10 protein-coding genes, 1 other RNA gene and 1 other annotated feature are annotated in these 13,586 nt (G+C 37.6%); of the genes, 10 read left to right on the top strand and 1 reads right to left on the bottom strand.

Features of this window, described 5'->3' with window-relative positions:
• The first annotated feature begins 280 nt into the window (after positions 1–280).
• From N782_RS19090 to dtd, 5 genes are all read left to right on the top strand, one after another.
• Positions 281–619: a LapA family protein gene (locus tag N782_RS19090; protein WP_036824151.1), complete on the top strand. Its 339-nt coding sequence runs from the start codon at positions 281–283 to the stop codon at positions 617–619.
• A gap of 92 nt (positions 620–711) precedes the next feature.
• On the top strand, positions 712–3,063 hold the full coding sequence (recJ, locus tag N782_RS19085) for a single-stranded-DNA-specific exonuclease RecJ (RefSeq protein WP_036824148.1): 2,352 nt from the start codon (positions 712–714) through the stop codon (positions 3,061–3,063).
• Entirely contained in the window at positions 3,053–3,565 is a 513-nt protein-coding gene (locus N782_RS19080) for an adenine phosphoribosyltransferase (protein ID WP_036824145.1), read from the top strand. The genes recJ and N782_RS19080 overlap by 11 nt, the downstream gene beginning before the upstream one ends.
• A 320-nt stretch (positions 3,566–3,885) precedes the next feature.
• Positions 3,886–6,093 (top strand): RelA/SpoT family protein, encoded by a 2,208-nt coding sequence (locus tag N782_RS19075; RefSeq protein ID WP_036824142.1) that lies wholly within the window; start codon positions 3,886–3,888, stop codon positions 6,091–6,093.
• A gap of 13 nt (positions 6,094–6,106) precedes the next feature.
• A complete protein-coding gene (gene dtd / locus N782_RS19070) occupies positions 6,107–6,559 on the top strand; it encodes a D-aminoacyl-tRNA deacylase (RefSeq protein ID WP_036824139.1) in 453 nt (150 codons plus the stop codon).
• A 255-nt stretch (positions 6,560–6,814) separates the two neighbouring features.
• Here dtd and N782_RS19065 read toward each other — a convergent pair whose 3' ends face one another.
• Complete coding sequence (locus tag N782_RS19065; RefSeq protein WP_272913663.1) at positions 6,815–8,209, bottom strand: N-acetylmuramoyl-L-alanine amidase family protein; 1,395 nt, start codon at positions 8,207–8,209, stop codon at positions 6,815–6,817.
• A gap of 244 nt (positions 8,210–8,453) precedes the next feature.
• Here N782_RS19065 and N782_RS21680 point away from each other — a divergent pair, with 244 nt between their 5' ends.
• The 5 genes from N782_RS21680 to N782_RS19050 all read left to right on the top strand — a co-directional run bounded on the left by N782_RS21680 (position 8,454) and on the right by N782_RS19050 (position 13,453).
• The gene (locus N782_RS21680) at positions 8,454–8,627 is read left to right on the top strand and encodes a hypothetical protein (RefSeq protein ID WP_161783142.1); all 174 of its coding nucleotides are present in this window, start codon (positions 8,454–8,456) and stop codon (positions 8,625–8,627) included.
• 107 nt (positions 8,628–8,734) lie between these two features.
• Positions 8,735–8,959 (top strand) — a binding site (T-box leader).
• Positions 8,960–9,174: 215 nt separating this feature from the next.
• On the top strand, positions 9,175–10,455 hold the full coding sequence (hisS, locus tag N782_RS19060) for a histidine--tRNA ligase (RefSeq protein ID WP_036824133.1): 1,281 nt from the start codon (positions 9,175–9,177) through the stop codon (positions 10,453–10,455).
• Positions 10,456–10,458: 3 nt separating this feature from the next.
• Complete coding sequence (aspS, locus tag N782_RS19055; RefSeq protein WP_036824131.1) at positions 10,459–12,252, top strand: aspartate--tRNA ligase; 1,794 nt, start codon at positions 10,459–10,461, stop codon at positions 12,250–12,252.
• A gap of 89 nt (positions 12,253–12,341) precedes the next feature.
• A non-coding RNA gene (ssrS, locus tag N782_RS21185) (6S RNA) lies at positions 12,342–12,533 on the top strand.
• Between the two features lie 164 nt (positions 12,534–12,697).
• Positions 12,698–13,453, top strand: coding sequence for a tRNA threonylcarbamoyladenosine dehydratase (locus N782_RS19050; RefSeq protein WP_036824128.1), 756 nt, complete (start codon positions 12,698–12,700; stop codon positions 13,451–13,453).
• Positions 13,454–13,586 lie beyond the last annotated feature (133 nt).

Genomic DNA, 13,586 nt, shown 5'->3' with positions numbered 1-13,586 from the left:
CTTTCATACCCAGATTTATCTCGAATCCAAGTCTTCAAGATAATGGGGCGATACTGGAAGATCAACAGCTTTCTGCTTAAAGAAAGTGAGTGGCTTTACGTATTATTTGTCATAGATGTTAGCTGGGCTCCCTGAGCTTACATATACAAATTCATCTTATTTTGCAATGTATAAGAATCTAGAAAGGTTTTTATAGCACACTAGAAAGGGAATGTATTTAAAGAGTACCAATACAATTTATACATGATAAAACAACTTACAAATGACAGGAGTGGTATAAGTGAAAGGACAAACAAATTTTATTTTAGCTTTAGTATTTGCACTTATTGTAGCGATATTCGCGGTATTTAACGTTGATGCTGTTGAAGTGAATTATCTATTTGGAACAGGGCAAGCCCCTCTCATACTAATTATCCTAGGCTCTGTGCTTATGGGTGGTATTATTACGGGTACTTTTGGAATGGTTCGAATCTATAGATTACAACGTCAAAAACGTTCTCTTGAACAAAAACTTCAGCAACATGAATCAACTTCATCAATCGAACAAGAAGATGCTAACCAGGATTCTTCTTCTATTGAGGAGAATTCGACTGAAGATGATCCTGTTAAGCATTCATAAAAGACTCTCATTCTATAAAAAAAATACAAAATTAAATTCAGTTTGATACCCCTGTCGTGCTCTTGTATAATTAGTGCGTCAGGGGTGAATCTATGTTACGTAGTAAAGCGAAATGGAATTTTGTTGAAAGTGAAGAACATTCCTTACCTATAGATGACTCATTATCATCATTAACACAACAATTATTGAGACAAAGAGGTATTCACACAAAAGAAGCTGCAGAGCAGTTTTTGTCACCACAATTACAACAATTACATGATCCAATGCTAATGAACGATATGGATAAAGCTGTCGAAAGAGTGAAAACCGCTATCTCTAAAGGAGAGCGCATCCTTGTATTCGGGGATTATGATGCTGATGGTGTAAGTTCTACAGCTGTTATGATGGAAACGCTTCGAGAAATGGGTGCTGAGGTTGCCTACTATATACCGAACCGTTTCACAGAAGGCTACGGCCCTAATGAGGAAGCATTTCGGAACGCTAAAGAAGAAGATGTAACGCTTATTATTACAGTTGATACTGGTATTGCTGCACATCATGAAGCCAAAGTAGCAAGTGAATTAGGGATAGATTTAATTATTACCGATCACCACGAGGTTCAGGAAAGCTTACCGGAAGCGTATGCCATTGTGCACCCTAAATGTTCAAGTTCTTATCCATTCCAAGAACTTGCAGGTGTAGGAGTAGCGTTTAAATTTGCTCACGCACTTCTTGAAGATTTTCCTAAGCATCTACTAGATTTAGTTGTGATTGGTACTATTGCAGATTTAGTACCTCTTCATGATGAAAATAGGGTTTTGTCTTACTTTGGATTACAGGCACTTTCTCGTTCTGTAAGACCTGGATTTCAAGCGTTGCGTCAACTATGCGGGATTGAGGGTCCATTAACAGAAGAGGACATTGGTTTTGCAATTGGTCCACGTATTAATGCGGTTGGACGTCTCCAAGATGCTTCACCTGCAGTGGAGCTGTTGCTAACAGAAGACGATGATGAAGCAGCTTACTTAGCCAATCAAATCCAAGAGTTAAATCAGGAACGACAGCAAATTGTTGCTGATATAGCTAAAGAAGCTGAATCTATGTTAGATGCTGAGGGTGATGATTTACCTTCTGTTATCGTTGTAGCTAAGGAAGGTTGGAATCAAGGTGTTCTTGGAATTGTTGCTTCTCGGCTAGTGAGAAGGTTTGACAGGCCAGTCATTGTGTTAACGATAGACCCAGAAACCGAGACAGCTAAAGGATCAGCACGAAGTATTGATGCTTTTGATTTATTTACTAATTGTATGCAGATTCGTGACTTGTTTACCCACTTTGGTGGTCATGCACAGGCTGCAGGTATGACACTTCCGTTAAATAATGTAGATACAGTCCGAGCTGCGCTATCTCAACAAGCTAATCAACAACTTCATCCGGATGACTTTAGAGAGGTACTCTCCATTGATGGAACACTAGATCTTTCACAAGTATCCTTAGATACGATTAACGAGATCAATCAATTAGCTCCATTTGGGATGGGGAATCCAAAGCCACTCTTTTGTATAGACCGTTCAACACCAGCGGAGATTAGACAGATTGGTAGCAACTTGAATCATTTGAAAATGAAATTTAAAGCGGATAATAGTGAGCTTGACGCAATTGGGTTCGGTTTAGGTGAACTTTATACAAAATTGGCACCACAGTCTGCTATTACAGCTGTAGGAGAACTTTCTATCAATGAATGGAACGGTCGAAAGAAGCCACAATTCATGATGAAAGATGTTCGGGTAGATGAATGGCAACTATTCGATTTGCGAGGTAGCCGTCATCTGAAAAAAGCAGTTACCACTTTACCACAGGACAATGCTGTGGCTGTGTTCTTTCATCCTGTTACAGCTGAGCATGAATGGGTATGGGAGTATTTTGATGTGTTGCAAATTGAGGATGAGGAAATGGTAGAAGAACTGCCACTAGATCAAGTAGATCATCTAATTCTAATGGACTTGCCTCAATCCTTAGAACGTCTAGCTGCACTAGTTCAAAAAATGAATCCTAAGAACATACATGCTTGCTACCGAACAGATGACGCAGCGTTTTTAAAAACTGTTCCTACTAGAGATCATTTTAAGTGGTTCTATGCCATGTTATTGAAGCGTAAACAGCTTCATCTTGAAAAAGAAGGACCGAAATTAGCTGCCCATAAAGGCTGGTCTAAAGATGCAGTAGAATTTATATCTAACGTGTTTTTTGAATTAGAATTTGTTAAAATAGAGAATGGACTTGTGACGCTAAATTCGAATCCTTCTAAGAAGGATCTATCAGAATCAGCGTTATATCAATCTAAACATGAATATGTAAATGTCGAACAAACATTATATTTCTCATCCTATCGACAGTTAAAATCTTGGTTCGATGAGCAAATGAATCGAGTTGTGCAGGCTAAGGAGGAAGTAACAAATGAACCTTAAAGATTATATAACAGTGGTAGAAGATTGGCCTTCAGAGGGTATTAAATTTAAAGATATTACCACGTTAATGGACAATGGTACTGCTTTTAAATACGCAGTTGACCAAATCGTTGAATATGCAAATGAAAAAGAAATTGATTTAGTAGTTGGCCCAGAAGCTCGTGGCTTTATTATAGGCTGTCCTGTTTCCTATTCAATGGAAGTAGGCTTTGCTCCAGTACGAAAAGAAGGTAAGTTACCGCGGGAAACAATTAAGGTAGACTATGGCCTAGAGTATGGTGAAGATATATTGACCATTCATAAAGATGCCATTAAACCTGGTCAACGCGTTCTAATAACAGATGATTTATTAGCTACTGGCGGTACAATTGAAGCAACGATCAACTTAGTAGAGCAACTTGGTGGAAAAGTAGTAGGTTGTGCATTTTTAATTGAATTAACCTACCTAAATGGCCGCGATAAACTAGATGGATACGATGTATTAACATTAATGCAATACTAAGATGTAAAAGAGTGCTCAGTTTGAGTACTCTTTTCCTATAGAAAAAGAAAAAAAAGTGATATAATAGATACAATTCATAACTTTTACCTCATAGGGTAGAAGTTTTCTTTTTCAAATGTAGGTTATATTTAAGTGGAGAGAATATTGTTCTTTACGTTTAAATAGTTTATAAAGGTTGTAAGATAAAGAAGATAAACATTCACGTTCCATATAATGGAACATATGCATTGTTTTTCTAACAATACTGTTTTTTGATAATATATATCATATAAATCGTCTTTGAATAGGATAGGACGAATTTTTTCTATAAAGGTGATCGGATGTCTAAAGATAAAATTTTGACAGCAGATGAAGTGATAGAGCAGGCGAGTAAGTATCTTTCTGAAGAAGATACTGCGTTTATTCGTCGTGCCTATGATTTTGCTCAAGACTCGCATAAAGAACAATATCGTAAATCAGGAGAGCCTTATATCATTCATCCTGTCCAGGTAGCTAGTATCCTAGTGGAACTTGAAATGGACCCTGTTACCATTGCGGGAGGTTTCTTACACGATGTTGTTGAAGATACGAATGTTACCGTAGAAGACTTAGAAAATACGTTTAACCAAGAAGTTGCCATGCTAGTAGATGGAGTTTCGAAGCTTGGTAAGATTAAATATAAATCCAAAGAAGCTCAACAAGCTGAGAATCATCGGAAAATGTTTGTTGCGATGGCCAAGGATATACGTGTCATTCTCATAAAACTTGCAGATCGTCTACACAACATGAGGACGTTAAAACATCTTCCTCCAGAAAAGCAGCGCCGTATTTCTAATGAGACACTTGAAATCTTTGCACCACTAGCTCATCGATTAGGGATATCCACAATTAAATGGGAGCTGGAAGACACAGCTTTACGATATTTAAATCCTCAACAGTATTATCGTATCGTTCATTTAATGAAGCAAAAAAGGAATGAGCGTGAATATTATATTAGTGAAGTGATGGATGAGATTCAAAAGCAGTTGGATGAGGTGAACATTCAAGCTGATTTTTCTGGACGTCCTAAACATTTATACAGCATTTATCGAAAAATGGTGCTTGAGAATAAACAGTTTAATGAGATCTACGATTTGTTAGCTGTACGTGTTTTGGTTAATAGTATTAAGGATTGTTATGCAGTTCTTGGTATTATTCATACATGTTGGAAGCCGATGCCAGGTAGGTTTAAAGATTACATCGCTATGCCAAAACCTAACCTTTATCAGTCCTTGCACACAACGGTAATAGGGCCTAAGGGAGATCCTTTGGAGGTACAGATTCGCACACATGAAATGCATGAGATAGCTGAATATGGAATTGCGGCTCATTGGGCGTATAAAGAAGGCAAAAATGTAGACCAAAGTACACAATCCTTTGATGAAGGTTTAAGTTGGTTTAGAGAAATTTTGGAGTGGCAGAACGAAACACATGATGCTGAAGAATTTATGGAATCCCTCAAAGTGGATTTATTCTCAGATATGGTGTATGTTTTCACGCCAAAAGGTGATGTGATTGAGCTTCCATCAGGTTCTGTTCCTATCGATTTTGCTTATCGTATTCACACGGAAGTTGGAAACCAAACGATTGGGGCAAAAGTGAATGGGAAAATGGAACCTCTGGATTATAAGTTGAAAACAGGGGACATTTTGGAAATTATGACTTCTAAGCATTCCTATGGCCCATCTAAAGACTGGATTAAAATTACTCAAACGTCCCAAGCCAAAAATAAAATTAAACAATTCTTCAAAAAGCAACGTAAAGATGAAAACGTTGCTAAGGGTAAAGAGCTCGTTGAGAAAGAAATTCGTTCATTAGATATAGAACCAAAAGATGTTCTTACTTCAGATAATCTTAAAAAAGTCTCAGAGAAGTTCAATTTTAATAATGAAGAAGACATGTATGCTGCCGTTGGCTATCAAGGTATTACTGCAGCACAAATTGCGACAAGATTAACAGAGAAGATACGTAAAAAACAACCTAAAACAGAGGATCTAGAGCAAACATTAGAAGGAGTTCAGAATGAGATTAAAGCCCCTTCTGGTCCTTCTAAGAAGAAGGATTCAGGAGTCAAAGTAAAAGGAGTAGATAATTTACTTGTAAGACTCTCTAGATGTTGCAACCCAGTTCCTGGAGATGAGATTGTTGGCTATATTACCAAGGGCCGAGGAGTATCTGTTCATCGTGCAGATTGTCCAAATGTGCAAACCGAAGATGTGAAGCATCGCTTACTTCCTGTTGAATGGGAGAATAACAGCGAAGAGAGTAAGCAGTATAGTCTTGACATAGAGATATCTGGTTACGATCGACGAGGCTTACTAAATGAAGTACTACAAGCTGTCAACGAAACAAAGACTAACATCACAGCTGTATCTGGTAAGTCCGATCGTAATAAAATGGCAACGATTAATATGACAATTATGATTCATAATATTAGTCACTTGCGAAAAATAGTTGATCGAATTAAGCAAATACCAGATGTCTATACAGTAAGAAGAATGCTGCAATAAGGGGCGAAGAACGATGAGAGCTGTCATTCAAAAAGGAAAACAAGCTAGTGTGACAATAGATGGACAAGTCACTGGACAAATCGAAAAGGGATTAGTCGTTCTATTAGGTGTCACACATGACGATACAGAAGAAGATGCTAAATATGTAGCTGAAAAAATCGTTAATTTACGAATCTTTGATGATGATCAAGGGAAGATGAATTATTCCCTGAAGGATATTGAAGGACAATTTCTTTCTATTTCACAATTCACTTTATATGGGGACTGCCGTAAAGGTAGACGACCAAACTTTATGAACGCTGCTAAACCTGAACCAGCAAATGAACTTTATCAAACGTTCAATTCTCTTGTGAGGGAACAAGGTATTGAAGTGGAAACCGGTAGCTTTGGTGAAATGATGGATGTTCAATTGACCAACGTAGGTCCTGTTACCCTTATTATTGAAAGTGAAAATAGAAAGGGATAAACTAATTTTTGCGACATAGGACTACCCGATTTCATAAATCCACGTTATAGATGCATGAGATTTCTGTTTAGAAATCTCATGTTTTTTATATTTGTTTTTAAGTACACAGTACTACTCATAGGAAATTTAGGTTCCACAAAAGACTTTTAATGAAATTAAACAAAGAAAAAGAGCTTGGAATTTTCCAAGCTCTTTTGTATCGTGTAGGGATATATAAATGCAATGCATTTATTAACTGATCTAAAGATTTAGCTATTACCTAGTAAAGTATTCACTCACACCTTGTACAATACCTTTAGTAATGTTTTCCTGATAGTTTGGAGTCTTTACCAGTTTTTCTTCTTGTTCATTTGATAAGAACCCTAGCTCTAACAATAGAGCTGGTTGGCGATTTTCTCTAATGACATGGAAATCTCCGAATTTTGCTTTACGATTATTTAATCCAGTAGATTGTACCATGGCATTTTGAACGGTTCTTGCAAACTCTCTATGTTGGTCATGATAATAAAATGTTCCAATACCCTTGGCTTCAGGCGATTGAGGAAAGCTATTGTAATGTAAACTTAGAAATGCATCTGCTCTTTTTACATTTGATACGGTTGCTCTGGCACTTAATGATACATAAGCATCATTTGCTCTAGTCATGATTACATCAGCACCAGCAAGTTCAAATCGTTCTTTTAATTTATTCGCTGTTTTTATAACTAAGTTTTTTTCATACATTCCACTAGCGCCTATCGTGCCTACATCTCGCCCGCCGTGTCCTGCGTCTATAACAATCGTTTTGTTTTTTAGTGTACCTTTTTTACTGGACAATTGTTCGATATTGGTTGGACTTGTTGTTACAATCCAGTCTGCTACGTATGCTGTCTGGTTATTGAATTTGATTTTGTACCAATCATTTTCATGTGCAATGATGTCAAATGCATCACCTTTAGAACCTCGTCCAACGATAGAGGTATCTGTAGAAGGACCACTACGGATATTTGTGGCATTGTATAAAAGGCTTAACTGATTATTTTCAGTTTGAGTACTCTGTTGAGAAGTAGTAACCAGCCAGTTGGCTACCCAACCCTTCTTCCCATTTCCAAGCTTAATTTCATACCATCCATTCTTTTCTTGAACATATGGGTATTGTTCTCCGTCTTTAACACTACCGACGACTTTACTGGTTAAACTGCCTTTGCTTCTAACATTAAGAGAAGGAGTCTGTACCGTAATAGTGCCCATTTGTGAACCGGAAGAGCTTACATTCGAGGTTGAGGCTTGTTTTACCATTGAAACATAATCTTTATGAACCCAACCTTGCTTGTCCTTGAAAGTTATTTGGATCCAATCACCTTTTGTTTGGGTGGATTTGTATTGGTCACTTTTATGTATATGACCGATAACACTGTCTGAGGTACTCGCACCATCTCGGACTCGTAACCAGTTTACATTCGGAGATACTTTCATTGAACTTTGAGATACTTCCGAATTTGTGATAGAAACCAACCAATTTGCTACCCAGCCAGTCTGGTTATCCATCTGAATTTCTACCCAATTACTATTCTCATTCAAGACGGGATAGCTTTCGTCTTTATGTACCTGTCCGATCTTTGCATGCGTTAACCCAGGACCGTTTCTTACATTTAAGGGGTCTACATTTATAACAGCATTGCTAGAGGCTGCTATAGTAACACTGGAAAAACATGCAATTCCTAAGAAGAGAAGGAACAGGAGGGGAATGTATCGCTTTGTGTGAAAAATGGCAATAAACCTCCTTCATTTAATTTGAAATAAAAATAAGTTCACTAAACCTTTCAACTTTAATTATAGAAAATCCTTTCTATGATGTAAAAAATATCGATGGTTTGGAGAAAATATAAGAAAAAGGATGGAAGGAAGTAGATGAATGAGGCTGAGTTATAAGCAACAAATCATAAATCATAGGCAAAATGGAGGATTAATGGAGGATGTTCATTCCAGCTCGTTTAATGAAGGTAGTCAAAACTCTGCGATGACAGAACCATTTGGTGTTATGAAAGAAGATCTTAAAAAGGTGAAAGAAAGTTTGATACGTTCTTGACATAACAGGTATTCAACATTATGATAGTAATCAATTCAATTGTTAAACTAGTATAACCTATACTACGAAACATATATAGCCAAAAATATTAATAAGTTACTTATAAATCATAACCAGTGAGGGAAAAAGTAATTGTGGTAGGCATGGATAGAGAGAAAGTGCCATAGGCTGAAAGCACTTTTTACATGTACGCTATAATGAAAGACATTCCTTAGGTTCCACATCGAAGCTTACTAGTAGTAGGTGTTGGACGTTGCAGGCGTTAACTGTTCAAGTGGAAGCTTGTTGTGCTTCAATTAGGGTGGCAACGCGGGAAATATCCCGTCCCTATTCGATTGTATTCGAATATGGGACGGGATATTTTTATGTTGTATAAGGTTCTCTTAAGAGTCTTGAATAAATCATAATAGGGGACTTTGATAAAGTCTGTAAAAATTGATCAACACACTTGCACCTTATTTTATGTCATAGCTAGCTATCAATTGGTTTTGAAAATATAGGAAAAAGCATGCAATGAAATTTGTTTTTATTTTAAAGGAGGATGTAAATGAGTAACATTAAAGGGCCCCGTGGTACACAAGATATTTTGCCCGGAGAAGTTGAAAAGTGGCAATATGTAGAATCTGTCTTAGCGGATATTTGTCATCGTTATCATTATAAGGAAGTACGTACACCGGTTTTTGAACATACTGAATTGTTCCAACGAGGTGTAGGCGATTCAACAGATATTGTACAAAAAGAAATGTACACATTTGAAGATCGTGGCGGAAGAAGTATCACATTACGCCCTGAAGGGACAGCTTCAGTGGTACGATCTTTCGTCCAACATAAAGTGTATGGGTATCCTAACCAGCCAACTAAATTATTCTACTTTGGCCCTATGTTCCGTTATGAGCGTCCGCAACAAGGTCGGATGCGTCAATTCGTTCAATTTGGTATTGAAGCATTAGGTAGTGATGACCCAGCTATTGATGCAGAAGTAATCGCTCTAGCTATGAACGCTTATCAAGAGTTAGGTTTGACTTCATTAAAGCTAGTTTTAAATAGCTTAGGGGATTTAGAAAGCCGGAAAAATCATCGTGAAGCTTTGATTGCTCACTTTAAACCTCATAAAGATGAACTTTGTGAAGATTGCCAAATGAGACTGGAAACGAATCCAATGCGTGTTCTTGATTGTAAGAAAGACCGAGAACATCCAGCAATGGAAACAGCACCTTCTATTTTAGATTATTTGAATAAAGAATCCCGTGAGTATTTTGAAACAGTAAAGTCCGTGCTGGATAAAATGGGCATTCCTTATGTAATTGATCCAAATTTAGTACGTGGACTTGATTATTACAATCATACAGCTTTTGAAATTATGAGTGAGGCAGAAGGCTTTGGCGCTATTACTACACTAAGTGGTGGAGGACGCTACAACGGACTAGTTGAAGAAGTCGGTGGTCCGGAAACAGCAGGAATTGGTTTTGCATTAAGTATTGAGCGACTTCTAATGGCATTGGACGCTGAGGGTATTGAATTACCTATAGATGAACAGCTTGATTGCTATGTGGTTACTGTTGGGGATGAGGCTAAGAAAGAAGCAGCATCCATTGTTTATCAGTTACGTCAAGCCGGTATTCAAGTAGATAAAGATTATGCAGATAAGAAAATGAAAGCTCAATTTAAAGCTGCCGATCGACTAAGAGCTAAATATGTACTTGTTTTAGGTGAAGATGAGCTACAAAACAATCAAATAAATTTGAAAAACATGGATACTGGAGATCAGCAAACCATCAAACTAGAAGAAATCGTAGAACATATGAAAAAGGAATTTAAGGAGGATTAACTCATGAGTGAACATCGTCAGTTATGTGGTTATGTACGAGAAAGTCAAATCGAAGAAAGAGTAAAGCTAAAAGGTTGGGTACAAAAACGACGTGATCTCGGGGGATTAATATTTATTGACTTACGTGATCGCTCAGGAGTTGTTCAGGTTGTATTTAATCCTGAAGTATCTAATGAAGCTTTACAAACTGCTGAAAACGTACGAACAGAGTATGTAGTAGAGATTGACGGTAAGGTTATAGCTCGTGACGAGAACACCGTAAATGCAAATTTAGCAACGGGTAAAGTAGAAGTAATGGCAGACGCTATTTCTATCTTAAATAAATCGAAAAACCCTCCTTTTCTATTACAAGATGAGTCCGAGACCTCAGAAGAGCTTCGGTTGAAGTATCGTTATCTAGATTTACGTCGTAGTCCTTTACAGGAGACGTTCAAACTTCGTCACCAGGCTACTCAAGCTATTCGTTCGTATTTAAATAATGAGGAATTTCTTGAGATGGAAACGCCTATGTTAACGAAGAGTACACCAGAGGGAGCAAGAGATTATTTAGTTCCTAGTCGAGTTCATGAAGGTGAGTTCTATGCACTACCTCAATCACCTCAAATTTTTAAACAGCTAATTATGATGTCTGGTTTCGAGCGTTATTACCAGTTTGCTCGTTGTTTCCGTGATGAGGATTTACGTGCTGACCGCCAGCCGGAGTTCACCCAAGTTGATATAGAAACATCCTTTATGTCCCAAGATGAGATTCTAGACATGACAGAGCGTATGATGAAGAAAGTCATGAAAGATGTGAAAGGTATTGAACTAGAGACACCATTTCCTCGTTTGAAATACGACGATGCTATGGAGCGCTATGGTTCAGACAAGCCTGATACACGCTTTGGATTAGAGCTTGTTAATGTTTCGGAAGTCGTGAAAGAATCTGGCTTTAAAGTGTTCAGAAGTGCAGTAGAATCTGGGGGAACGGTAAGTGCTATTAACGTAAAGGGACAAGCAAGTGAATTCTCCAGAAAAGACATTGATAAGCTTACGGAGTATGTTAAAATTTACGACGCCAAAGGCCTTGCTTGGTTAAAAGAACAAGAAGGTGAATTACAAGGACCTATTTCTAAATTCATCGAAGGCGATGAAGCAAGTAGTCTTCGTAGTATGTTAGATATAGAAGAAGGAGACTTAATTTTATTCGTTGCAGATAAGACCTCTGTTGTACACGATAGTTTAGGAGCTCTTCGTCAGAAATTAGGTAAAGAACTTGGTTTAATTGATGAAAGCCAGTTCAACTTCCTATGGGTTACTGATTGGCCATTATTTGAATATGATGAAGATCTTGAGCGCTATTTCGCTGCCCACCATCCATTCACAATGCCAGAACGTGAAGATATTAGTAAAATGGAAAGTCAGCCAGGTGAAGCACGTGCGCAAGCCTATGACTTAGTATTAAATGGTTATGAGATTGGCGGAGGAAGCCTTCGTATTTATGAGAAAGAACTCCAAGATAAAATGTTCGAAGTACTTGGATTTACAAAAGAGGAAGCACAAGACCAATTTGGGTTCCTACTAGAAGCACTTGAATATGGTGCACCACCACATGGTGGAATTGCATTAGGGTTTGATCGCTTCGTCATGATCCTTGCTGGACGTACGAACTTGCGTGATACGATTTTATTCCCTAAAACAGCATCAGCCTCTTGCCTTCTAACCGAAGCACCTGATTCTGTTAGTGATGAACAACTGAATGAACTTCATCTAGAACTCAATGAAAAGGCGAAAAATCGCCAATCAGGACAAGAGTAATAGGTAATTATTCGCATTTCGGATGGAAAGCTAATAGTGGTTGATGTAAAATGCTAGATATGCTATTATTTTAGTACAAAGTAAATGAGCCAATCCTGATGTGTACGTTTTCCGACCAAATCGTTTTGACCGAACATCAATTATACGGGAGCTTGGCGTTTTCAGACGGCGTGCAAGCCTCATGTTCATTGAACGAGAGGACGCACAAACTCTGGAACAGAGCACCCACCTGCCTAGTGCGGGTTCAAAACATTGGATTCGACGGCACGATTGGGATTGGCTCACTTTAAATGTACATCCTTAAGGGAACCCTTAAGGTTATTTTTTTGTCTTTTTTTACCTTAATCATTCAAACAAATATTTTGTGTGTGGGTTTGTGTGAATGGGTTTGAGGTATACTGTGATACATAATAACTGTAAAGAATCTTGAGTAGGAGTGAGAATAGTGCTTCACCAGTTTTCAAGAAATGAGTTAGCTATCGGAAAAGAAGGATTACAATTAATGAAGGATGCCACCGTTGCTGTATTAGGAATTGGTGGTGTGGGTTCGTTTAGTGCTGAGGCACTAGTAAGAAGTGGAGTAGGTCGACTTATTTTAATAGACAAAGACGATGTAGATATTACAAATATCAACAGGCAACTTCATTCACTACTTTCAACTGTTGGTCAATCAAAGGTAGATGTCATGGCTGATCGATTACATGATATTAACCCAGAATGCGAAGTTATTCGATTGAAGATGTTTTACACCGAAGAAACATATGAGCAGCTTTTTCAGTATGAACCGGATTATGTAATTGATGCTAGTGATACGATCTCCTATAAAATACACTTAATTAAACAATGTATAGATCGTAATATCAATATCATTTCTAGTATGGGCGCTGCTAATAAAACAGATCCAACTCAATTTGAAATAGCTAATATTTTTGATACGAGTTATGACCCAATGGCTCGTGTAATTCGAAATAGATTACGCAAGGATGGATATAGAAAAGGTGTACCTGTAGTGTATTCTAAAGAAAAACCAATTCGTATTCGTGAAGATATACGAGAAGCAATCACACCTGACGATCCAAAGACGCGAAAAGCAGAACAGCCACCTTCATCCAATGCATTTGTTCCATCTGTATCAGGACTGATTATGGCAAGTCACGTAGTAAATACAATATTAGAGCCAATTGATATAGAACGATATTAAAATTAAGCTACGTTAAACAGGCTTGGTTGATATTATGGGGTAGAATTACTGGGAAAGGAGTTATTCAAGAATCGAGGCATAATTTTGAAGACTTGGATTCGAGATAATTTGGATGAGAGGGATGTTTCCGTTG

It is taken from the genome of Pontibacillus yanchengensis Y32, from assembly GCF_000770635.1.
Lineage (GTDB): Bacteria > Bacillota > Bacilli > Bacillales > BH030062 > Pontibacillus > Pontibacillus yanchengensis.
The sequence above is the reverse complement of the archived record's forward strand: the minus strand, read 5'-3'. Positions and strand labels throughout refer to the sequence as shown.

Bases quoted from the DNA above. Each gene is read 5' to 3' on its own strand.
- N782_RS19075 (WP_036824142.1), top strand. From the start codon at position 3,886: ATGTCTAAAGATAAAATTTTGACAGCAGATGAAGTGATAGAGCAGGCG.
- dtd (WP_036824139.1), top strand. From the start codon at position 6,107: ATGAGAGCTGTCATTCAAAAAGGAAAACAAGCTAGTGTGACAATAGAT.
- hisS (WP_036824133.1), top strand. From the start codon at position 9,175: ATGAGTAACATTAAAGGGCCCCGTGGTACACAAGATATTTTGCCCGGA.
- N782_RS21680 (WP_161783142.1), top strand. From the start codon at position 8,454: ATGAGGCTGAGTTATAAGCAACAAATCATAAATCATAGGCAAAATGGA.
- aspS (WP_036824131.1), top strand. From the start codon at position 10,459: ATGAGTGAACATCGTCAGTTATGTGGTTATGTACGAGAAAGTCAAATC.
- N782_RS19080 (WP_036824145.1), top strand. From the start codon at position 3,053: ATGAACCTTAAAGATTATATAACAGTGGTAGAAGATTGGCCTTCAGAG.
- recJ (WP_036824148.1), top strand. From the start codon at position 712: ATGTTACGTAGTAAAGCGAAATGGAATTTTGTTGAAAGTGAAGAACAT.